Below are 20,560 nucleotides of genomic sequence, written 5' to 3'. Positions count from 1 at the left end.
GAGCACCCACATGGATACAGCGTTCATGGGTCTCACCTCCTCGCGCGATGTCACGGCCTCCGGCACGCTACCAGCCGGATGCCGTCGCGCCCAACCATTTTCCCATCGGTGACTCGGACCGATCAGGAATCGCGAAGCAGCAGGCCGGAGCGTGCATCGATCTCGGCTCGCGGCCCTGAGCGGACTACGCGACGAGGGCGAGACGCGCTCCCGCGACCCCTCCGGCGCGCGTCATCAGACGGCCGATGGCCTCGGCGACCTTCTTCGGCTGCTCCAGGATCACCGAGTGCCCGGCGCCGTCGACCAGGACGAAATCCGAGTACTCGACGGCGGCGGCCATCGCGACGGAATGCGACGGCGGCGTCATCAGGTCGGCACTACCGCACAGCACCAACGTCGGGACCTTCGACAGGACCGCGAGGGCGTCGGTCTGGTCGAAGACCATGAAGGCGCTCAGGAAGCTCGCCATCGTCACGATCGGTGTCTCGTTGTGCATCGCGTTGGCGAGGGCTAGCACCCGCGAGCTCACCCTGCGATTGCCGAATTCGGCGGTGTGGATGATCGGGGCGAAGACCTTGCACGCCACGAGCTTCGCGTGGTGCATCAGGCCCGGAGCGCGTCGGACGGCCGCCTGGAACGCGGATACGGCCGGGTTGCGCAGTAGACGGCCGAAACCGGCGTCGGCGATGCCACTCGCGGCGGTCGCGATGAGGGCGACGCCGGTGATGCGCGTGCCGATCTCGTGTGGATTCTGGCTGACGTAGCTGAGCACCGTCATGCCGCCCATCGAGTGACCGACCAGGACGACCGGCCCGGTGGGGGCGACGGCGTCGATCACGTCGCGCAGGTCGTTGCCGAGTTGCTCGAGGTGGTAGGTCCGCCGGGAGGCCGCGGCGGAATCGCCGTGGCCGCGGTGGTCGTAGCAGACGATCCGGGCGCCGGGGTACTGGCGCACCAGCGCGTGGCGGACGTAGGTCCACGACGCGGTGCGCAGGCAGTGTCCGTGCAGCAGGACGACGGTGAGGTCGGCGTCTCGTGGGCCGTATTCACGAACCGCGAGTTCGACGCCGTCCGCGGTCGAGACCGTGGCACGACGTTCCGCCGAGGTGGCGATGGTGCTGGTGATCGACATCGGGGGCTCCGGTTCGGTTGCGGTGACTTGATTAACTGTCCGCCGCATCGCCTGCCGATATCAGGTCCCCGAGTGCTGAGCTCGCGCCCCCAAGGTGGACCGGATCACCACCAAGGTGTCACCGGTCGGCGCGCCACCGCGCTGTCGCCCGTCCGATCTCGGTTGCCGGAGGCTCGTGGTAGAGCCATTCCCTGGCGATGCGGTGCCAGTTGTTGGTGGTCTCCAATTGGCCCAATACAGCTAAGGTGAACAGCTCCGCGCGCCGTGAGAAGACATGTTCCGGTGGAAGCCGCTGCCGATGCATACCGCGGAACTCGGCGGCTCTCGGATCGACCGCGAGAATCACTGCGCCGGTGGCGAGTTCGGGTGTGACCGTGATTTCCTCATCGGTCAGATGCCAGCCCGACGCGGCCCACACATATTCCAGGCATTCCGCCGCCGTGACGTCCGATTCCGGGTCGATGATGCCACGGCCGACCCACGCGTCGTGCAGGTCCTGGGCCCGATTTTCGCCCGCGGCTCGCAGGCACGCGCGCTCGAATTCGACATCCACCGGAGCCATATTGTTGTAGAGCCCGAAATCCACGAAGCCGACGCGACCATCCGCGGCGAGCAGGATATTGCCCGGGTGCGGGCCACCACTGAATTCGAAATCAGAAAACAGGGAGCTGACATAAAAGCGATAGATCAGCTCGCCGATCTCGTCGCGTTCGGCCGCAGGCAGGTTCTTGATCTGCGGAAACGGCTTCCCATCGACGAACTCCGTCACCAGAACGTGGTGTCCGCAGAGTTCCTCGACGCTGTCGGGGACCGTGATGAACGGATGGTCCCGGTAGCGAGCGGCGACTCGATGCTGTGTCTGTGCCTCGCGCAGGTAATCGAGTTCGCTGCCGATATTGCGGGCGATTTCGTCGAGCACATCGGTATCCGCGGCACTCGGCAGAATGGATTTCCAGAGTCTGCTGATCATCGCCAGATTGCGCATGTCCGCTTCGACGGCCTCGTCCACACCCGGATATTTGACCTTCACCGCGACGGTGCGTCCATCGTGCAATTTCGCGCGGTATACCTGGCCGATCGAGGCCGCGGCGATCGCGGACTCGTCGAAGTCGGCGAAGGCCCGCGCCAATGGCCCGAGCTCGTCCTCGATCACCTGCCGCATTGCCGGAAACGGAAACGCGGGCGCTTGATCGCGGAGCTCGGCGAGTTTGTCGCGGAACATCTCGCGATGCGATTCCGGCAGCAGATCGACATCGAGCACCGACAGCATCTGCCCGAGTTTCATGGCCGCGCCCTTCATGGCGCCCAGCACGGTGACCAGTTGCTGTGCGGTGCGCAGCGTGGACCGTTCGGCCAGCAGCCGCCGGGCCTGTTCCGTGCGCCCGATCATCGACAGGCGGGTGCCGACTTCACGGATGGCCTGTCCCGCAACCAATCGGCCCACCTCGCCGCCCCGCGCGAGACGACTCCTCGGTACCCGACCGACCACCATCGCACCTCCATCGGCCTTGTCGCTCCACCACATTCCACCTCATCGCGGTGTCATCGGATCGGGAATTGTGGCATGAAAACTGTTGCCGCCATTAAACTGAGCGACGCTCATCTTCTCAGGACAAGTTTGGCAGGAGAGGTGCGATGCCGCCGAAAGCCGTTGGGCAGCGCCGTCGCCCGACGCAGGAACGCGCCAGGGCGACCCGAGAACACATACTCGACACCGCCGCAGAGCTTTTCGGGGAGCGCGGTATCGCCGACACCTCGACGAACCGGATCGCGGCTGAGGCCGGGGTGAGCATCGGCACCGTCTATCGGTACTTCGCCGACCGCTCGGTCATCGTCGAAGAACTGCTCAGACGGCTGCTCGAAAACGTCGAAAGGCGCTTTACCGAGCGGGTATTCGGGCTGTCGGACAAGCCGATGCTGGAAATGATCACCGGCATCCTGGAAGTCATCACCGACGAACTGGTGGCCAACGCCCGGTTGGTGCGCGCGCTGGTGGGCGGAGTGCAGTTCTACAGCAGCGGTATTCCCGAATTCGAGCCCCGGCTGCGGCTGCTGGTCAAGCTGCTGCTGATCCAGTTGCTCGGCCCCGGTGACGATCACGAGTACGACGTGATGACCTTCGTGCTGATCAACACCGGTTTTGCCGTGGTGCTCCGCGCATCGGCGCTCGACGTCGACAGCCGGGAGCGCAAAGAGGCGATCGAGATGACCGCGCGGATGATCACGGCGATGGCCGAGGCCGAAATCAAGGCCAGGACGGCCTGAGGTCGCGGCTTCAAAAGTGAGCACCTCCCCATCTATAGGTAGGTGACCGCTCCGCAGCGTCGCTCGGAAATCAGCATTATGCCTGGTAGTCGACTGTGTTTGCGGCCGTTGCGGCTTGTTCAAAGAGGAGTAGAAGGTGAGCTACCGCTCGGTTTAACGTCTTCTGACACAGCAGACAGCCGGTAGGAGGTCATACGTGACGATCGAGAGTCTCGTCCGGCCCGAACGCAATGGGCTGGATCGGCCGATTACGCCGTCCGCGCGCGATATCGACAGGTTGACCCGCGAGGTGATGGCACATCTCGCGGCGTCGGATGAACAGTGCGGCGCTCTGCCGGGACAGACGCTGGTTCGCGATGTGAATGCCGTGGTCCGGATCTGCCTGGGATGGCTGATCCAGTGCGTGAACGGTCATGCGCTGCCGACGAGCACCGACCGGCTCGCGATCGCGGCCGTCGGATGTACCCGCGAAGGGATCCCTGTCGATACCGTTCTGCATGCGGTTCACGAGGGCTTCAAAGTGGGAATGGATCTGATATTCGCTCGTTCGGGTCCGGCGGATATCCTCGGCGTCGTCAGGGGCATCGCCACGGTGCTGGAGCTGTCGAAACTGATCACCACCACCGTCAGCAAGGCTTACGTGCTCGAGCACAAGGCCGTTGCCGCCGAGCATCAGACCGCGGCGCACAGCCTGACCTCGGCGTTGCTCGCCGGTCATCTCGATTCCGCGGCGGTGCGGGAAAGCGGTTTACCGATCGCCGACGAGTACTCGGTGCTCGCCGTAGCGATTCCGGCACATCCGGATGAGAGCCATCCGCAACTCGACGGGCAAGTCGTCGCGCGCCGTAAGCTCCGCCGCCTCCAAGCCGCACTCGCGACCATATTCGGAGGAACGGCGCTGTCGCTGTTATCCGTCGACGGCGGAACGATTCTCGTCCCGTCCACCGTGCGGACCGATCCCGAACTCGACGAACTGGTGCAACGGATGTCCTCGGCCACGCAGGTGCCGCTCACCGTCGCCGTTGTCACCGCCCGCCCCGACGAGGTGCCCACCGCCGCGCGCCATGCCCACGAACTCCTCGACACCGTGCAACAGCTCGAATTGGAGCCCGGCGCATACAGATTCACCGAACTGGCGCTGCAATACCAACTGACCCGTCCCGGGCTGGGCCGCGACGCCCTCGTCGACCGGCTCACCCCACTGCGCGAACACCCGGACCTGTTGGAAACCCTCCAGACCTACATCGATACCGGCCTGAGTCGAACACGCGCCGCTCGCAAACTGTGCGTCCACCCGAACACCGTCGACTACCGACTCCGCCGAATAGCCCAGCTCACCGGCTTCGACCCCACCGAACCCAGCGGACTGTGGTACCTCCGCTCCGCCCTCATCGCCCGCAAGGGCCGCACCGCATACGGCCCGACACCCCCCACCGCCTGTTAGCCTTCGGCCTATGAAGGTGGGGCGATTTCAGTCATGTCCGTGATATCGCCTTCACGGACTTCCGGCCGGTGCGCTCTCCGGTGATGATGTCGCATGTGTGGCAAGAAGTTTCCGCGCCGGAGGGCGATCGGCGGTCTCGGGGAATCATGCCGTGTGATCCGCAGGGGAGAGGGACGGCTTCGTAGCGTTCGCCGTCGAGACGTGCGCTTGTCGAGCGGATCCACGTCGGGACAGTAGCGATTGCAGCACGACGAGCCCACCCGCGACGAGCACGAGCAGGCCGATCACCCGGAATCCGCTGTCTGCACCCGAAATGAACGCTGCGACAACGTCATCGGTGCGGTCGGAGATGGCGAGTGCCTGGGCTACGGTGTGCGGATCGTGGTCGGCGCGGATCTCCGACGGTAGTGCGGCGACGAATCGTGCGGTGAGCACCGTGCCGATCACCGCGACGCCGAGGGCGCTGCCGAATTCGCGTGTGGTGGATTGCAATCCGGCCGCGACCCCGGCCTGCTCCGGCGGCAGCGCTCCGGCGATCGCACCGGACAATGTCGGAAGGGCCAGCGCCACACCGATTCCCATTACGACGAGCCACGCGGCGTATTCGACATAGGGGGTCTGCACGCCGCTCGTGGACAGTCCGAGCAGTCCGCCGCCGACGAATACGAATGCGAGCGCGGTGGTGGCGTCGAGCCCGATCCGCTGTGACAGTCGTCCGACATGCTTCGCGCCGAGGATGATCGGGACGGTGAGCGGGATGATCCCGAGACCGGTTTGCAGTACACCGAATCCCTTGCCGTACTGAAGGAACGACGCGTTGACGTAGAACAGCGCGAACATGCCGAAGAAGACCGCCGTCATGCCGAGGCAGGCACTGCGCAGGGCCGGGAGGCGGAACAACCGCGGATCCAACAGCGGGTGTTCGACTTTCAGCTCGACAATCGTCCATGCGGTGAACAACACTGCGGCACAGGTGAATCCGGACATGACGATCGCACTGTCCCAGCCCGCCTCTGGCCCTTGGACTATGCCGAGCAGCAGAGCGACCGACGCACCGACGAGCAATATCGCGCCGAGCGGGTCGAGCCGTCGGTCATGGCGCGGCGACACCGGCGCGATCCGCCCCACCAGAGCAGCGAGCATCGGCGCGATCGGCACGACACCGGCGAACAGCCAACGCCACGAACCCCCCGAAAGGATCGCCCCGCCACCGACATTGCCGACGACTCCACCGATACCCGTCATCGATGCCCAAACCGCGATAGTCGCGCTCTTGCGCTCAGCGGGAACAGCGTGCAGCAGGACGGCGAGCGTATTGGGCAGTACAGCAGCGGCGCCGACTCCGGTGACCGCCCGACCGGCGAGCAGGAACGCCACGTTCGGTGCCGCTGCCGACATCAGCGCGCCTACCGCGAACAGCCCCAGCCCGAATAGCAGAATCCCCTTGCGCCCGAGGCGATCTCCCGCCGCCCCGCCGGGGATCACCAGACAGGCGAAGACGATCACATAGGTGTCGACGATCCAGACCAGGGCCGATGCGGATGGACGCAGTGCGCTGGCGGCGAGCAACGGGACGGCGAGATTGATCGCGGCGACCATGCCGACGACGAGCACGACGCAGGCACAGATGACCGCGAGCAGGCCGCGCTGCGAGGCCGGACGGGTCGGCACATCCGGAGCGTGATTCAGGAGATTGAATTGCATGGTCACGACGTTATGGACGTGGGTAGTCTCCGTGCCACGCAACTTCCATAACTAACTATTGCGTACAATGCAATTGTGCCAGAGCAGCTCGATCTGAACCTCCTGCGCGTATTCGATGCCCTGCTCCAGGACGGCAGCGTCACGGCGGCGTCCGAGCGCCTGCATCTGTCCATCCCGGCCACCAGCCGCGCCTTGGGCCGGTTACGGCGGGCGATGGGCGATCCGATCCTGGTGCGTGCCGGTCGTGGGATGGCTCCGACACCGTTCGCGCTGCGCACCGCACCGCGGGTACGGTCCCTGCTGGACGAAGCGTCGGCACTGATCAGCGCCGATCGCGCGGTCACGGTCGCAGAATTGCAGCGCACCTTCACAATTCGCATCAACGACGGTGTGGCCTCGACCCTGGCGGCGGTGGCGGTCGATGCCACGGCCGCGGTCGCTCCCGGCGTGACGCTGCGCTTCGTCGCGGAAGGCAGCGAGAGCATCGAGGCTCTGCGCGACGGCTCGGTCGATCTGGATATCGGCGCGGGCGACGTCGTCGCTCCCGATATGCGGTCAGCTGTGCTGTACCGCGAACGAATAGTGGGCATCGTCCGGGCCGACAGCCCGCTGGGCCGCCGCCCGACATTGCGGCAACTGTGCCGATATCCCCACGTCTCGGCCTCCCGGCGCGGTCGTGCTCGCGGGCCACTCGACGACGCACTCGATGCCGCGGGCTTACAACGCCACGTCGCGGCCGTCGTGCCTACTTCCGCCGTCGCCGCACTCCTGGTCGCGTCGAGTCAGTACGTCGGGCTCGTCCCGCAGCGGCTCGCCGAACAGTACGGCCCGTCCCTCGGTCTTCGCTGGTTTCCGATCCCCGCACACCTCCCGGAAGTCGAAGTGCGATTGCTCTGGCACGCCCGCCTGGACGCCGACCCGGCGCAGCGCTGGCTCCGTGACACCATCCGCGACGCACTCCGTCCACCGCGCGAATCTTCGGATCGCGTCGATTGATCAGTTTCGAAGAAGCCCGGCGTGGGGTCGGCTCCATAGCATTGGAAACGTCCCCAGCGAGACGATCACGGAGGAAAAGACAATGAACCAAGCACAGAAGTCCACCAAGGCAACCACCGCGAAGAGTCGGGCCTCCGTCGGTTTCTCCGAAGAAGAGCGGGCCGCGATGAAGGAGCACGCCCAGGAGTTGAAGACCGCCGCGCGCCGCGGCTCGCGGGCGACCAAGGCGGATGGGGAAGCCGACGTGGTCGCCAAGATCGCCGAGATGGCAGAACCGGATCGCATCATGGCCGAACGGATCCATGCCATCGTCAAGGCCAACGCACCAGCTCTTACGCCGAAACTCTGGTACGGTATGCCCGCGTATGCCATGGGCGGCAAGGTCGTCTGCTTCTTCCAAACCGCCGAGAAATTCAAGTCGCGGTACGCGACGTTCGGCTTCAACGACATCGCGACCCTTGATGAAGGCACCATGTGGCCGACCGCCTTCGCGCTGACGAAGTTGACGGCCGCCGATGAGGAACGGCTCGGCGCGCTCGTGCAGAAGGCGGTCAGCTGAGGCGAGAGCGATTGTCGCGCAAACTATGATGATCTTTCCGATCGGTAGGAGGTGTGCGGGTGGGTACAGCACGGTCTGGAAATCATTGGGGTTGGCTGCGCAAGGCCGGCGCTGTGCTGGCCGCAGCTGTTGTGCTGTCGTCGATCGCAGCGGCGGTTGCCACCGCCACACCGAGATTGCGCACCCCCGCGGGGGGTTACCAGGACCTGTTCGTGCCGTCGAGCATGGGCGCGATCAAGGTCCAGGTGCAGTGGGCGGCCCGGGGCGGGAACGCGGCCCTCTATGTGCTCGACGGTCTCCGCGCGCCCGCCGATCACAGTCAATGGGTCAGCGATACCGACGCGCTGCGCCAATTCGCAGGCGACAACGTCACTTTGGTGTTCCCGGTCGGTGGTCGCTCGAGCTTCTACACCGACTGGTACCGACCCAGTAGTACCAATGGTCAGCAGTCGACGTACAAATGGGAAACCTTCCTCACCGAGGAGTTGCCCGCATACCTGGCGCGGTTCGGCGTTTCGCCGACCAACAACGCGATCGTCGGTGCCTCTATGGGCGGCAATGCCGCACTGACGCTGGCCGGCCACCATCGCGACCAATTCAAGTTCGCCGGATCATTCTCCGGCTTCGTGCACCCGACTTTTCCGCTCTGGAACGAAGCGATGCGCGCTGCCATGTGGGACGAGGGCAACTTCAACGTGGACGATATGTGGGGTCCGGCCGGTGACCCCGCCTGGAGCCGCAACGATGCCACCAACCAGGCGGAATTGCTGCGCGGGCTGCCGGTCTACGTCTCCACCGGCAATGGCCAGCCCGGACCGCTCGACCTGCCGTACGGACTCGGCAACACGGTGAATGCGATGGCCCTCGAAGCGATGACGTTGACGTCGGCCCAGATGCTGCGTGATCGAATGTCGGAACTCGGCATCCCCGCGCGTTTCGACATCATCAACGGAACGCACACCTGGCCCTATTGGCAGCAAGCGCTCGCGGCGGCGCGTCCGATGATCCTCGATGTGCTCGGCGCGCACTGAGTTTCAGGATTGGAAGATCGCCGATGTGACGGGCACATCGGCGATGCTGTAGTACCAGCCGTTCCACGTTTCGGCGACAATCATCTGGATCGCATGACCACGCGCCGGACCGTCGGTGATCAACCACAAGCCATTGCCGTACCCGGTCGCCGGGCTGGTGCTGCCATCCGACCATGTTAACTGCGCCGAGCTGGGCGTACCGGGTGCGTTCCACGGAATGGTCACATCGAACTGTCCGGAGCCGATACCCGGAAGCAACGAGCTGACGCACTCCCGCAGTGTGGCCGTACGCCGGATATTCTGCCCCGCGCTACCTGTGCCGGGCACCAACCGGCCGGTCATCAGACCGCCCTGGCGGCAACCGCCGCTGCCCTCACTCGGCGGGTAGGCCTGCACCTGCGGCGCACCCAGCACCGGCAGGGCACACAGCACCGTCGCTATCAGCACGCTTCGACGAACAGACACCGCACTACCTCCCAACGACGGGACAGCAATCCACGCGGCCGGTCGAGCTGGACGCCGATGAACACGCAACGCGAACCACTGCCGACTCGATCAGCAGTTTAGCGGTCTCCGGCGCATGCTCGATCAGCTTCGAGAGCGGGAATTCGCAGGTCGTCCGGGCTGGTGGCACGGCCCGTTAGTCCAGGACGTAGGGAATCGCCGCGCGCGGATCGTCGCGTTGCGCGAAGAATTCGCCGTAACTGCCGAACCAGTCACGGAATACGTTCTCGAAGGTGAGCTGCGGTAGGTCCTGCTCGTCCACGTACCCGGCCGAGGCCAGTTCCGGAACCATTTCGCCGCTGTCGACGCGCAAGGCGAGGTTCAGTCCGTGCGCCACGAACAGCAGCCATGCTGCGAGGTTCTCGGCAACCCAGGTGATGCTGTGATCCTCCCAGTAGTAGAAGATCCGCCCCCACGCTCCGGTTTCGGGATCGACTTCGGCGCAATAGGTTTCGGCCGCGGAATTCGTATGCAGGATCCGGTAACGCTGCGGAGCCTGCGCGGGGCGAGGCTCGGGATGGGCATTGCGTGGGTGGTCGAATTCGATGGCGTCGTAGTCGTCGAACCAGATCGTCCCGATCTCCTTGGCAATCAGCCGAACATCCGGGGGCACCGGCAGCTGCCAACTGTCCATCACCTTGTCCGCGATGCCGGGGCCCAGCCTGACCCGCCCATCGGATTCCGCAGCCACCGCCTGTAGCCGCGTGACCGCAGCCTGCGCCTGCTCCATTAGGTCGATCAAGTAATCCGCCCCCCACAGTTGGTGAATGGCTTCATTGAACCAGGACGGCTCTGTTTCGCGCATACGCGATGACATCTTCGGCGTAGGCCGATGCATCTCGTTCCGCGAAATGCTTTCGGAGCTGGTCGAATGCGTCGTCGAGTTGTGGTCCCGGTCCGCGATCGGCGAGCAGGACGACGATCGCCTCCCAGGTGCCGCTGTGCGGATCGGGATGGGTGAGCAGTTCGTCCAGGTAGCGGTCCGGTTCCACCAGTCGTAATGCGCGGCGCGCGTAGGCGTGTACGCGCCGGGGCAGTTCGGTGCGGATGGTGTCGATGTCGGTTTGCAGTACGTGCTGGCCGGATTGTTCCGGGTCGAGCCGTAAAGACCACAAGGCGGTCAGTTCGTCGGGCAGGGTTCGGGTATTGATCAGGTCGGGGCCGGTGGCCTCGTCCAGTGGTGTGGTCGGTAATCCCAGCTGTGTGTTGCGCCAGTTGCGGAATTCCCACCAGGCCGTCGGGGTGGCGCTCAACTCCAGGCCGAATCCGAGCACCTGCTGTCCGCTGGTCCACGTGCGGGAAACTCGGGTGCGACCGACGGAGGCGACGCCGCCCGGCTCGACCCGTATCCACCTGGGGTCGGAGCCGTCAAACCCATACGGTTGCAACAGTTTTCCTGTTTCACGCAGCAGGCGGCGCAGTGCCGACTCGGGTCTGACCATGTCCGCAGGTTAACGATGGGCCCCGACAGGTTTGTCGGCAAGGGGCAAAAGGCCGACTTCCACGAGGCGGTTCGGCAGCGTCTGCCCGTGTCGGCCGATCTCCTGAACGGACAGCCACCAAGTCGATGTGAGTAACGTGGCGGCTGAAGACCGCACCATCGGGACGACGCACTACCCGGCGGCGACGGGCGACCGGCAGGGAGGCAGGGGCGATGCGGCACTTCACAATTCATCACCAGGCGCAGTATCCGAGCCGTCGGCCGATTAGATCGCGAGCGGCGTCGCCGTTGCCACCACGGTCCGAATGAGGAAGGCCCGATGCCAGGTCTCTGTTCGCGGAGCCCGGCGCGACATCCACGAGTAAATGCAAGGAGTGGTATGCGCAGCGTTGAACTTCCCAGCCGAGTCATCTTCCTCAACGGAACATCGAGCGCGGGCAAGACCACCTTGGCCCGGGCCGTCCAAGACGAGAGCGACATCCCGTTCGTCTACTGGGGAATCGACACACTGTTCGGCTTGGTGCCGCCGAATTGGGGCGGTGGACGCGGAGGCCCGCTCAGCCGTGACGGATTCTGGTACGACCGCACCGGCTGCGCCACGGATGACCACCCGTTGGTGGTCATCCGTTATGGCCATGTCGGACTGCGGATGCTGCGGTCCGCATGCGCCGCAGCTGCCGAGTTCGCCCATGGCGGTGATCATCTGGTCATCGACGAGATGCTGCTGACCCCGGATCTGCTGCCGATGTGGATGGATGCGCTGGCCGGACTGGACGTCCAGCTGGTCTGCGTCACCTGTCCGCTGGCCGTAGCGGAACAGCGAGAACTGGCTCGCGGCAACGAAATCGGGTTGGCGCGGGGCCACCTCCGCACGGTCCACGACCACGGCTTCGCCTATGACACGATTGTCGACACGACCACGGGAACGCCCGCCCAACTGGCCAGAGCCGTACTGCGACAGCAGAGTACGCAAAATTGCCCCTGACCCGGGGGCGCCCACACGCTGGCTGGCCGCGTCGTGGACAAACCCGGCGCGCACCTGTCGCAGTGGCGAGCACGGCCGAGTAGATCGACTGTGCTGCAACCGGTTTCCTGCCATCCGGTGATCGTGGCTTCGGTCGACGGATCGGCGCGCAGACTTCCGATCTCAGCTCGACCATGCTGGCAAACCATTCCTGAACTCTTCGACCACGAGCACCACGCCGAGAACTACCATCGCCCCTCCGGACAATCTGGTGACGGCTCGCGCCGCGGCCGGGCGGGTCCGGAGCACAGTGCGTGCGCCCGTGCTCACCAGTGTGTAGACGACCGCGCAACTCGCGACGTGAACCAGTCCGAGGACAACGATCTGAGCGGCCAAGGGCCAGGTCGCATCCGAGTCGATGAACTGCGGGAGCAATGCCAGGAACAGCAGCATCAACTTGGGATTCAGCCCACTGATGCCAAGTCCGCTTGCGGCCTGCCGCACCCACGACGCACCGATATCCGCCTCGGCGGCTTCGGGGGTCGGTGCGGGGCCGGTCAGCATGCCGATCCCCAGCCAGAGCAGATACACCGCGCCCGCCGCTGTGAGCACTGTGAGAACGATCGGCGAGCGGGCCACCACCCCGGCCACCCCAGCCGCCACCACCGCGGTCGCCACCAGGTGCCCAGCCAGCAAACCACCCACCGCAGGCGCCACCGTCCGATGACGCAACCCGGCCGCGATCGCGTAGGCCCAGTCCGCCCCCGGTGTGATGACGAACAGGAACGACACCGCCCAGAACGCCGCAGCCGTACCGACCTGCATGTGCTGAATCCTCCGAAGTTCGAGTGCCTAGAGGGAGGCTATGCGCGATCAGCCGAAATGTGCTTCCAAGTTTTGCCTCGAAGACGCCTGTTCGAGGGAGAATTGTCCTCATGGATGGCCTTGACCGAAAGATTCTTGCCGCAGTCCAGGAAGATGGGCGGCTGACCGTCACCGAGCTCGCCAACCGGGTCGGGCTGAGCCTCTCGCCGTGCCATCGCCGTTTGCGCGCTCTGGAACAATCCGGCGCGATCAGCGGCTACCGCGCGCAACTCGACGCCAACGCCCTCGGCTTGACATTCGAGGCGCTCGTATTCGTCACCATGCGCAGCGCCGACCGCGAGACCGTAGCCGCCTTCGAGAACGCCGTCGCAGACATCGCACATGTGCTGCGGGCCCAACGGCTCTTCGGAGACCCCGACTACCTCCTCCACGTCGTCGCCCGCGATCTACCCGCCTTCCAGCAGATCTACGACGACCGACTTGCGACCCTGCCCGGCGTGCAACGCCTCAACTCCACCCTCGTCATGAAGAATGTGGTCGAATACAAGCCACTGCCGTTGTGAGAGTCAGCCGCGAGCCTCTTTCCACAGGCCGTAGAGGGCCAGTACCGGCTTTGCCGCCATCCACTCACCGAACCGATAATCCGCTCCCCGCACCAGACGCGACGCCAGCTCCGGGCGTTGCTGGGCGAGGTATTGTCGCCCCTTCTCGGCGTGCAGGGGAATCGAGACGATCTTGATCCGGTCGCTGTCCTTCAGATATGGGATCGCGAAACTGATGTTTTCCCAGGTGGTCCGGCTCTGATCCTCCAGGACGAGCTCGCCGCTGTATCCGCACGTCTCCGTGGCGTAGCGGGCCATCAGGGCTGCCTCGGATTGCGGACCCGCGCAAGCCCCTCCACAGAGCACGAGGCGACTGCTGACCATGGTCGGGTCGATGGACCGCAGACCGGCTCGCACGCGCCACCGGTTCATGACGTTCGCGCGTGTGCCCGCGTTGCGGTAGCCGAGGACCACGATGGCCTCGGAGGCGCCCGTGACCGATCCCACGAGCCGGTGCGAAGCGCGCCAGTTCTCCCACTCGCCCCACAGCAGCACGAGCACGAGACCGGTAACCGAAAGCCAAGTCCGTTTCCGCACGAATTCAGCCAAGCACAAGCTCCTCGAAAAGCCGGTTCGCGACATGGCTTTTCACCGGTATCTCTTGCTGCATCCCCGAGGCAGGTCGCCGACGATCAACGTCGCAATTCACCGGCGTAGCGACCAGGACAGGTTGCCGGGAACCTGCGGTGCAGCCGGTCGATGAATCGCTGTATGGCACGCAGTTCAACCACTAATTCTTCGCGGGATGCCGGGCGCAGGCGGTGGGTGTGTCCGAGTTCACGGGTCAGCGTCTCGGCCCGATTCGTCAGTATTTCCAAGAAGACCTGTGCTTGGGCAAGGTCGGGATCTTCGTGCATCTATGAGGCCGTCCTGTGGGCGTCGCATGGTTCCAGGTGCGTCCCGGCGGTCGCGGCCCTCGACAGCGTGGGAATCGGACTGATGCTATCCCGCTACAACACACTCCGTGATGACTTCGTACCCGTTGATCGTGAGTCTTTATCCAGCCGATGGGAATTCGTGAGGATGCCACCTGTGAAATGGGTATGTGAGTGCGACGTTCCCGGGGGCACTTCGCACTCACATACAGGCGAGGTTCAGCGGCACATCTCCACGGCGTCGGCCTTGTTGTCCGCGCTGGATGGCAGGGTGCCCCGAGCGTTGTCCGCGACGGAGGCGAGCAGCTGCCAGCGCTCGCCCGTCCAGTTGTACACCGCCACGGTTACGCCGGTGCGGTTCCAGTACGAGGTCAAACGGTCGCCGACACCGCCGTTGCCGATGTCGTGCAGAAAACAGCCCGCGTCGTACTGAAAGAGCATGCTGCCCGTGCCATTGGCGCCGTCCCAGCCGCAGAACATTCCGCCCGGGCAGTCGTAGCTCGGTGACGCGGATGCCGGGGCGGCCGAGATCATCGTGCCACCCGCGACTGTGCCGAGTGTCAGCACGGCCGCGGCGATCGGGACCAGACGGCGAACGGCGTTGGCGCGGTTGCTTTTCATGGTGATGTCCTTCGTGAGAATCGGTGTCGGCCTTCCGACGGCTTGACACCAACTCTGTGCGGACTCACCAACGACCCACCAACGGCCGACTAATCGAGCAGCTCAGCCCCCGAGCGCGAGGCCGATAAGGCGGGACAATTCCGTTGCTGTGCCGAGCGAGAGTTTGTTCGGCGGGTAGCTGTGCGGCACCTGCTCTGCTGACTGCGAAACACCTTGGCCTGCATAATTTCTCAGGAAGATCACCGCTCGTGGTGTGATCGTTCGACTTATAGGGTGGTCGCATGCGAACTGAGGAGAGCAGGGCTGTCGTGCTGGGGCCGGGTGGTGTGGTCGGCACCGCTTGGCTGATCGGGTTCCTTCACGGTCTGCGCCGAGCAGGCGTCGATCTCGCCGAGGCCGACACGATTGTCGGTACCTCAGCCGGTGCCATCGCGGCGGTCGTGCTGACCTCCGGACGGGATCTCGCCGTTCTTGCTACCCGTGCGGCGCAGCCGGAATCCGGACCGTCCGTGGGCGATCCGGAGGTGGTCGGCAAGGCGTTGGCGTTGGCGCGGGCGGCGGGTAATGATCCGGAGGAAACGCGCCGGGACGAAGTGCGCAGGCAGATCGGCCGTCTTGCGATTGCCGCCGCTGCTGGTCCGGCATCGGTGCACGTCGACCGGATGCGTGACCTGGTCGGTGCGAGTTCTTGGTCGCATGGCGGGCTGCGCATTCCCGTCATCGATGTCGAGACAGGTCAGCTGGTGGTCTTCACCTCGGCCGACGGGGTGGCACCGTATCTGGCTGCGGCGGCGAGTTCGGCCGTGCCTGGCCTTACCGCTCCTGTCGAGATCAATGGCAGGCACTATCTGGACGGGGGATTCCGTAACGGCATCAACGCCGACCTCGTCACCGGTGCCGACACGCTGGTAGTCATCGAGCCCCTCGGTCATCTTTTCCCGACCAGCGTGGCGAATGCCAAGGCGCACATCGTGCCCGATGAGGCCAGCAGCGCAGCCTTGGGCACCGACTTCGCCGACCGTACCCGGTGGGCGGCCTGTTTCGAGACCGGCTCGGCCCAGGCCACTCGGGTGGCCACAGCGATCCTCGATGTCTGGTAGGCGTGCTTATGGTGGCGAAATGTTCTCGGTGCGTTGACCTTCGGGCGTTTGTGTGGCCGCTTCGGGCAGAGCGGTGCGCGGAACTATGGTGCGTTCGAGCCGCTTCGATCGTGCTCGGGTAGCTGTGTGTCGAATGCCTGGGCGACGGCGAGGCTGTCCTCGTAGACGTGATGGCGGGTGACGAGGCCGTCTTCGATGGTGAGGTGCAGCGCGAAACGGGAGCGATAGGGGCGTCCGGTGGGGCGGGCAGTCTGGCGAATTTCGCCGAGCACCACCGCATCCGGGCCGTCGACCAGGATGCGTTCGATCACGGTGCCGACGTGCTCGGGCACGTGGTGGCGAGCGATCTCGCGAAAATGCTCGGCCGCGTCGGCGCGTGTGGCGCGGTGCCGGATCCATGGGGTGGCAGGTCGGTTGTGCTCGTTCTCCGGCCAATTCAGCTTCCAGTCGCTGATCGGGGCGTAGAGCGCGGCGGTGGCGTCCGGATCGCCCGCACCGATTCGGCGCAGCAACTCCTCGACGACGGTGCGGGTGGTGATCGTCCCGAGATCGTTCATACCTGCCACCATGCCCGCACCGATGTGCCCCGTCGATTACCTCCGACGTAATACCGTTGGCCTGTTGTGCCGCACAGGCTCTCGTGTATCGACAGCGCGGAGGCACTTCTACAATCCGTGCGTGACGCTTACCCTCGCCGACCTGGTCGGCTACACCGATCGCGACTTCGACACCGACGTGGCGCGTTGGTTCCCCGCTACCGAAGCCGTCCAGCTTCCCGAGCGGATCCGACCGGTGGAACCGTTTCTCACGCGCCTGGCCCCTACGGACGCGGCGGCGCTGGCCGCGTTCGACCGCCGGGTCCGGTCAGGCGTGCTGCCGCAGTTCTTGGACATCTTCGACTGGTCCTACGGGTTCGATTTCGCCGGAAACGACTGCGGCATCATCGATTCGGACTATACGACCGCGCTGACCGACGACGATGTCTACTCGATCGGTGCGGACGGCGGCGGCAATCTGTATGTCGTACTCACCAACGGCCAAGTGGCCGTGTGGTTCCACGAGGAGGAGGTGCTCGAGGGCGGCACCCGCTTCGACAACCTCGACGTCTTCCTCTGGTCGTTCGTGCGCTACCGCGCGGTGCGCGCTGGGAAACTCGACCGCTCGGCCGTAGAAGCAGACTTCTTTGCGCTCGGCCAGGACGGCGCACTCGAACCGAACCTCGGCCTGCTGAGGCTCATGAAGTAGGGCGCCCTCGCAGCGCTCGATTATTGCTTTGGCAGGAGTGATGCTGGAACCACGACCGCGGTGGTGTCGTCGCCGACGTGTGTACGTTGCCGAGGATTTTGTCCGTCACAGCGGATCGAAGAACGAAGGGGACTCCCTTCCGTATTCAATCTATAGCGCACCCGGGGGCTTGCGGCAAGACCCCGGTCGTACCGCACAATCACTGGCCGAAGCCAGAACCTGCGGAAATGGGAGTCGCGAATTGCGTGTGCTGTCGACGTATGGGTCGAGCCCGTCGAGCCGAGAAGGGGAGGGACATATGACGACTCAGGGGTACGAGGACGAATTGCGGTCCGAGCGAGGCTACGTGGCCGGGCTCTACACGCGGCTCGACGCCGAACGCGCGCGAGTGAAGGAAAAGTACACCGCGGCGTTGCGAGGAACCGGTGCGACACCCATGGAACGGGATGTCGAGGTGCGCACGCTGGCCAGGGCGGCGAAGCGGCTGGACGTGGCTGACAACGGGCTGTGTTTCGGCAGGTTGGACACCGTTTCGGGCGAACATTCCTACATCGGCCGGATCGGTATCTTCGACGAGGAGAACGAGTACGAGCCGCTGTTGCTCGATTGGCGGGCGCCCGCGTCGCGGGCGTTCTATGTCGCCACTGCCGCGACCCCCGAGAACATGCGTCGACGCCGCCAGTTCCACACGCACGGGCGTCGGGTTGTCGATTTCACCGACGAGGTGCTCGGCCGCCCGAGTGATGGCGAGCGTGGGGACGCGGCCCTGCTCGCGGCGGTCAATGCGCCGCGCGGTGCGGGGATGCGCGACATCGTGGCGACGATCCAGGCCGAACAAGACCGGATCATCCGGCTCGATCACCCGGGTGTGCTGGTGATCGAGGGCGGCCCGGGCACCGGGAAAACCGTGGTGGCGCTGCACCGCGTCGCGTACCTGCTCTATACCCAGCGGGAGCGGATGGAACGCAACGGTGTGCTCGTGGTCGGGCCGAATCCGGCGTTCCTCAACCATATCGGCCGCGTGCTGCCGTCGCTGGGCGAGACGAATGTCGTGTTCATGACGACTGGCGATCTGCTGCCCGGTTTGCGCGTCACCGCCGAGGACACCCCGGATGCCGCGCGGTTCAAGGGCTCGCTGCAGATCCTGGACGTGCTCGCGGCGGCCATCGCCGATCGTCAGCGGGTGCCGGAGCATCCGGTGCCGATCGAACTGCAAGACGTCACGGTGCGGATCGACACCGAGACCGCGGAGTGGGCGAGGGAGGAGGCACGCGCGAGCGGACTGCCGCACAACGAGGCCCGCGCGGTGTTCGGCGAGATCGTCACCTACGTGCTCACCGAACGGGCGATCGGCCGGATCGGTCGTGGCTGGCTGACCAGGAAGGACCGCGAGGCATGGGAGAACCTGCGGACCGACCTGCTCGCCGAACTCGCCGACAACGACCAGTTCACCGCCGCGCTCGACGAACTCTGGCCGATAATGACGCCGGAAATATTTCTGGCACAGCTGTATTCGTCCGCTGACCGCCTGCGTGCGGCTGGTGCCGACAAGTCCCTGTGGCGCGCCGACGGCGAAGCCTGGACGGTGTCGGACGTGCCACTGCTCGACGAACTGGTCGATCTGCTCGGCCGCGACAAGGCGGCCGACGAGGCCGCCGCGCGCGTCGTCGAGCGGGAACGCAAAGCCGAGGCCGAGTACGCCGCGGGCGTGTTCGACACTCTCATCGAGCGCGAGGACCTGAACGACGACATCGGCCTGCTCGCCCAGGACATGCTCTACGCCGAGGACCTCGCCGAGCGCTTCCTCGAGCGTGATACCCGTGAACTCGTCGAACGCGCTGCCGCGGACCGGGATTGGACCTATCGACACGTGGTGGTCGACGAAGCCCAGGAGCTGTCCGAAATGGACTGGCGGGTCCTGATGCGGCGCTGCCCGGGCCGATCCTTCACGGTGGTAGGCGATCTCGCGCAACGCAGGTCGGTGGCCGGAGCGACATCGTGGGACACGATGTTCGAACCGTACGTGCCCAGCCGCTGGGTTTATCGGTCGCTATCGGTGAATTACCGCACCCCAGCGGAGATCATGAGCGTCGCCGCCGCGGTGCTCGCCGAGTTCGCGCCGGGAGTCCAGCCACCGGAGTCGGTCCGCGCGTGCGGCGTCCAGCCCTGGTCCAAGCAGGTGTCGGAGGACGAATTGCCCAATGCCATAGCGGAATTCGTCCGCGACGAAGCCGGTCGCGAAGGCACCAGCATCGTGATCGGGCCTCCGGGCGTGCCGGGCGCGGTGCCTGCCTCGGAGACGAAGGGCCTCGAATTCGACGCCGTCCTGGTCGTGGAGCCGGAACGAATCCTCGCCGAGGGGCCACGTGGCGCAGCCGAACTCTACGTCGCCCTGACCCGCGCCACCCAGCGCCTCGGTGTCCTGCATCAGGGCCCGCTGCCGCAGGCCCTGACCGGACTCGCCGAAATCGGTGGTCTCGCCGAGGCCGGTGATCGAGGGTTGGCCTAACGATCCGTGTGCGGCCCCGGACGCGATGCCGGGCCAGAATCCGGTCGGCGACCGCGCCGAGCAGCGCCTGCTTATTGGGGAAGTGCCAGTACAACGCACCGGGCTGGACCTGGAGTGAACCGGCGAGCCTGCGCGGGCCGCCGTCGACGGTGGTCCGGCCTGTGTCGTCACCGGGTCGCTGCGGCGACCTCGGCCGGAGGTTCGTCGGCGGCGGAGCGGGGCGGCGTGGCGTCGTCGCGGGTCGGGGTGGATCCGACGACGACGGTGATCACGAGGATGAATGCGAGCAGTGCGCAGCCGGTTCGGGTGAAATGGAACAGTTCCCAACGTCGCAGGATGTCGGCGTAGTCGCTGGGGGGCGTGCCTACCGCCCAGCGTTTGATCTGCTGGTTGATCGGCACGTTCCCCAAGCGGGTCACCAGGAATGAGATGAACGTCAGCGCCGAGGCGCCCGCCGCGACCCACCGCGACGATGACTTCGCCCGCACCGCCAGGATCAATGTGCTCAGGACGGCGAGACCCATCAGTGACTGCATCACCGGGCCGTTGACGCGCATGAGCGCGGTATGAAAAGTGAACCGAACATCAAGGGGCACTTCGCGAAACGCGTACAGCACGTTCACCGCGCCGTAGCCGAACGCACCGGCGAGCAGGCCGGGGAACAGCAGCGCCGCGGCCCGGACGGATTTCGACAACATCGGAACTCCCATCTCATATCGCAACATCAAGTTGCGATATCGTCA

General features: G+C 65.4%; 21 protein-coding genes and 1 pseudogene. 10 read left to right on the top strand and 12 right to left on the bottom strand.

Annotated features, from left to right (window positions below; translation table 11 throughout):
- Positions 1-184: 184 nt before the first annotated feature.
- Together ACQPZ2_RS27770 and ACQPZ2_RS27765 are read right to left on the bottom strand one after the other, a co-directional pair.
- Positions 185-1,132, bottom strand: a complete 948-nt coding sequence (locus tag ACQPZ2_RS27770; protein ID WP_433521148.1) for an alpha/beta fold hydrolase — start codon at positions 1,130-1,132, stop codon at positions 185-187.
- Positions 1,133-1,250: 118 nt separating this feature from the next.
- Positions 1,251-2,621, bottom strand: coding sequence for an ABC1 kinase family protein (locus ACQPZ2_RS27765; protein WP_433527539.1), 1,371 nt, complete (start codon positions 2,619-2,621; stop codon positions 1,251-1,253).
- Positions 2,622-2,767: 146 nt separating this feature from the next.
- Between ACQPZ2_RS27765 and ACQPZ2_RS27760 the strand changes: the two genes are divergently transcribed.
- On the top strand, positions 2,768-3,397 hold the full coding sequence (locus tag ACQPZ2_RS27760; RefSeq protein WP_433521147.1) for a TetR/AcrR family transcriptional regulator: 630 nt from the start codon (positions 2,768-2,770) through the stop codon (positions 3,395-3,397).
- 196 nt (positions 3,398-3,593) lie between these two features.
- Positions 3,594-4,841: a PucR family transcriptional regulator gene (locus ACQPZ2_RS27755; protein WP_433521146.1), complete on the top strand. Its 1,248-nt coding sequence runs from the start codon at positions 3,594-3,596 to the stop codon at positions 4,839-4,841.
- Between the two features lie 144 nt (positions 4,842-4,985).
- On the opposite strand, the gene ACQPZ2_RS27750 is transcribed toward ACQPZ2_RS27755, so the two are convergent.
- Complete coding sequence (locus ACQPZ2_RS27750; protein ID WP_433521145.1) at positions 4,986-6,545, bottom strand: MFS transporter; 1,560 nt, start codon at positions 6,543-6,545, stop codon at positions 4,986-4,988.
- Between the two features lie 75 nt (positions 6,546-6,620).
- On the opposite strand from ACQPZ2_RS27750, the gene ACQPZ2_RS27745 reads away from it, so the two are divergent.
- From ACQPZ2_RS27745 to ACQPZ2_RS27735, 3 genes are all read left to right on the top strand, one after another.
- Complete coding sequence (locus ACQPZ2_RS27745; RefSeq protein WP_433521144.1) at positions 6,621-7,541, top strand: LysR family transcriptional regulator; 921 nt, start codon at positions 6,621-6,623, stop codon at positions 7,539-7,541.
- 82 nt (positions 7,542-7,623) lie between these two features.
- Positions 7,624-8,100 (top strand): iron chaperone, encoded by a 477-nt coding sequence (locus ACQPZ2_RS27740; RefSeq protein WP_433521143.1) that lies wholly within the window; start codon positions 7,624-7,626, stop codon positions 8,098-8,100.
- Positions 8,101-8,159: 59 nt separating this feature from the next.
- Positions 8,160-9,131 carry an alpha/beta hydrolase gene (locus tag ACQPZ2_RS27735; protein WP_433521142.1) on the top strand — a complete coding sequence of 324 codons (972 nt, stop codon included), beginning with the start codon at positions 8,160-8,162 and terminating at the stop codon, positions 9,129-9,131.
- A gap of 3 nt (positions 9,132-9,134) precedes the next feature.
- Here the strand turns inward: ACQPZ2_RS27735 and ACQPZ2_RS27730 are convergent, their stop codons facing one another.
- The 3 genes from ACQPZ2_RS27730 to ACQPZ2_RS27720 all read right to left on the bottom strand — a co-directional run bounded on the left by ACQPZ2_RS27730 (position 9,135) and on the right by ACQPZ2_RS27720 (position 11,077).
- Entirely contained in the window at positions 9,135-9,596 is a 462-nt protein-coding gene (locus ACQPZ2_RS27730) for a hypothetical protein (RefSeq protein ID WP_433521141.1), read from the bottom strand.
- 175 nt (positions 9,597-9,771) lie between these two features.
- On the bottom strand, positions 9,772-10,440 hold the full coding sequence (locus tag ACQPZ2_RS27725) for a hypothetical protein (RefSeq protein ID WP_433521140.1): 669 nt from the start codon (positions 10,438-10,440) through the stop codon (positions 9,772-9,774).
- Entirely contained in the window at positions 10,409-11,077 is a 669-nt protein-coding gene (locus ACQPZ2_RS27720; protein WP_433521139.1) for a hypothetical protein, read from the bottom strand. The genes ACQPZ2_RS27725 and ACQPZ2_RS27720 overlap by 32 nt, the downstream gene beginning before the upstream one ends.
- A 378-nt stretch (positions 11,078-11,455) precedes the next feature.
- Between ACQPZ2_RS27720 and ACQPZ2_RS27715 the strand changes: the two genes are divergently transcribed.
- Positions 11,456-12,061, top strand: coding sequence for a chloramphenicol phosphotransferase CPT family protein (locus tag ACQPZ2_RS27715; protein ID WP_433521138.1), 606 nt, complete (start codon positions 11,456-11,458; stop codon positions 12,059-12,061).
- Between the two features lie 162 nt (positions 12,062-12,223).
- Here the strand turns inward: ACQPZ2_RS27715 and ACQPZ2_RS27710 are convergent, their stop codons facing one another.
- Positions 12,224-12,865 (bottom strand): LysE family translocator, encoded by a 642-nt coding sequence (locus ACQPZ2_RS27710; RefSeq protein ID WP_433521137.1) that lies wholly within the window; start codon positions 12,863-12,865, stop codon positions 12,224-12,226.
- A gap of 110 nt (positions 12,866-12,975) precedes the next feature.
- On the opposite strand from ACQPZ2_RS27710, the gene ACQPZ2_RS27705 reads away from it, so the two are divergent.
- Positions 12,976-13,428, top strand: coding sequence for an Lrp/AsnC family transcriptional regulator (locus tag ACQPZ2_RS27705; protein WP_433521136.1), 453 nt, complete (start codon positions 12,976-12,978; stop codon positions 13,426-13,428).
- A gap of 3 nt (positions 13,429-13,431) precedes the next feature.
- Here ACQPZ2_RS27705 and ACQPZ2_RS27700 read toward each other — a convergent pair whose 3' ends face one another.
- Together ACQPZ2_RS27700 and ACQPZ2_RS27695 are read right to left on the bottom strand one after the other, a co-directional pair.
- Positions 13,432-14,016 carry a YdcF family protein gene (locus tag ACQPZ2_RS27700; protein ID WP_433521135.1) on the bottom strand — a complete coding sequence of 195 codons (585 nt, stop codon included), beginning with the start codon at positions 14,014-14,016 and terminating at the stop codon, positions 13,432-13,434.
- Between the two features lie 545 nt (positions 14,017-14,561).
- Complete coding sequence (locus ACQPZ2_RS27695) at positions 14,562-14,963, bottom strand: peptidase inhibitor family I36 protein (RefSeq protein ID WP_433521134.1); 402 nt, start codon at positions 14,961-14,963, stop codon at positions 14,562-14,564.
- Between the two features lie 281 nt (positions 14,964-15,244).
- Between ACQPZ2_RS27695 and ACQPZ2_RS27690 the strand changes: the two genes are divergently transcribed.
- Complete coding sequence (locus ACQPZ2_RS27690; RefSeq protein ID WP_433521133.1) at positions 15,245-16,063, top strand: patatin-like phospholipase family protein; 819 nt, start codon at positions 15,245-15,247, stop codon at positions 16,061-16,063.
- Positions 16,064-16,146: 83 nt separating this feature from the next.
- Here the strand turns inward: ACQPZ2_RS27690 and ACQPZ2_RS27685 are convergent, their stop codons facing one another.
- Positions 16,147-16,620, bottom strand: a complete 474-nt coding sequence (locus ACQPZ2_RS27685) for a nuclear transport factor 2 family protein (protein WP_433521132.1) — start codon at positions 16,618-16,620, stop codon at positions 16,147-16,149.
- A gap of 121 nt (positions 16,621-16,741) precedes the next feature.
- On the opposite strand from ACQPZ2_RS27685, the gene ACQPZ2_RS27680 reads away from it, so the two are divergent.
- Together ACQPZ2_RS27680 and helR are read left to right on the top strand one after the other, a co-directional pair.
- On the top strand, positions 16,742-17,308 hold the full coding sequence (locus ACQPZ2_RS27680; protein ID WP_433521131.1) for a hypothetical protein: 567 nt from the start codon (positions 16,742-16,744) through the stop codon (positions 17,306-17,308).
- Between the two features lie 298 nt (positions 17,309-17,606).
- Positions 17,607-19,817, top strand: coding sequence for an RNA polymerase recycling motor ATPase HelR (gene helR / locus ACQPZ2_RS27675; protein ID WP_433521130.1), 2,211 nt, complete (start codon positions 17,607-17,609; stop codon positions 19,815-19,817).
- Positions 19,818-19,851: 34 nt separating this feature from the next.
- Here the strand turns inward: helR and ACQPZ2_RS27670 are convergent.
- Both ACQPZ2_RS27670 and ACQPZ2_RS27665 read right to left on the bottom strand, forming a co-directional pair.
- A pseudogene (locus tag ACQPZ2_RS27670) lies at positions 19,852-19,950 on the bottom strand (TetR family transcriptional regulator); the annotation flags it as partial.
- A 34-nt stretch (positions 19,951-19,984) separates the two neighbouring features.
- Complete coding sequence (locus ACQPZ2_RS27665) at positions 19,985-20,515, bottom strand: anthrone oxygenase family protein (RefSeq protein WP_433521129.1); 531 nt, start codon at positions 20,513-20,515, stop codon at positions 19,985-19,987.
- Positions 20,516-20,560 lie beyond the last annotated feature (45 nt).

The organism is Nocardia pseudovaccinii (assembly GCF_050942345.1).
In the GTDB taxonomy this organism is placed as follows: domain Bacteria; phylum Actinomycetota; class Actinomycetes; order Mycobacteriales; family Mycobacteriaceae; genus Nocardia; species Nocardia pseudovaccinii.
Note: the sequence above shows the minus strand (reverse complement) of the source record. Positions and strands in the feature narration are given on the sequence as shown.

Coding starts and splice junctions, on each gene's coding strand:
- ACQPZ2_RS27690 (WP_433521133.1), top strand. CDS start 15,245: ATGCGAACTGAGGAGAGCAGGGCTGTCGTGCTGGGGCCGGGTGGTGTG.
- ACQPZ2_RS27760 (WP_433521147.1), top strand. CDS start 2,768: ATGCCGCCGAAAGCCGTTGGGCAGCGCCGTCGCCCGACGCAGGAACGC.
- ACQPZ2_RS27750 (WP_433521145.1), bottom strand. CDS start 6,545: ATGCAATTCAATCTCCTGAATCACGCTCCGGATGTGCCGACCCGTCCG.
- ACQPZ2_RS27710 (WP_433521137.1), bottom strand. CDS start 12,865: ATGCAGGTCGGTACGGCTGCGGCGTTCTGGGCGGTGTCGTTCCTGTTC.
- ACQPZ2_RS27740 (WP_433521143.1), top strand. CDS start 7,624: ATGAACCAAGCACAGAAGTCCACCAAGGCAACCACCGCGAAGAGTCGG.
- ACQPZ2_RS27720 (WP_433521139.1), bottom strand. CDS start 11,077: ATGGTCAGACCCGAGTCGGCACTGCGCCGCCTGCTGCGTGAAACAGGA.
- ACQPZ2_RS27695 (WP_433521134.1), bottom strand. CDS start 14,963: ATGAAAAGCAACCGCGCCAACGCCGTTCGCCGTCTGGTCCCGATCGCC.
- ACQPZ2_RS27715 (WP_433521138.1), top strand. CDS start 11,456: ATGCGCAGCGTTGAACTTCCCAGCCGAGTCATCTTCCTCAACGGAACA.
- ACQPZ2_RS27770 (WP_433521148.1), bottom strand. CDS start 1,132: ATGTCGATCACCAGCACCATCGCCACCTCGGCGGAACGTCGTGCCACG.
- helR (WP_433521130.1), top strand. CDS start 17,607: ATGACGACTCAGGGGTACGAGGACGAATTGCGGTCCGAGCGAGGCTAC.
- ACQPZ2_RS27665 (WP_433521129.1), bottom strand. CDS start 20,515: ATGTTGTCGAAATCCGTCCGGGCCGCGGCGCTGCTGTTCCCCGGCCTG.
- ACQPZ2_RS27705 (WP_433521136.1), top strand. CDS start 12,976: ATGGATGGCCTTGACCGAAAGATTCTTGCCGCAGTCCAGGAAGATGGG.
- ACQPZ2_RS27725 (WP_433521140.1), bottom strand. CDS start 10,440: ATGCGCGAAACAGAGCCGTCCTGGTTCAATGAAGCCATTCACCAACTG.
- ACQPZ2_RS27685 (WP_433521132.1), bottom strand. CDS start 16,620: ATGAACGATCTCGGGACGATCACCACCCGCACCGTCGTCGAGGAGTTG.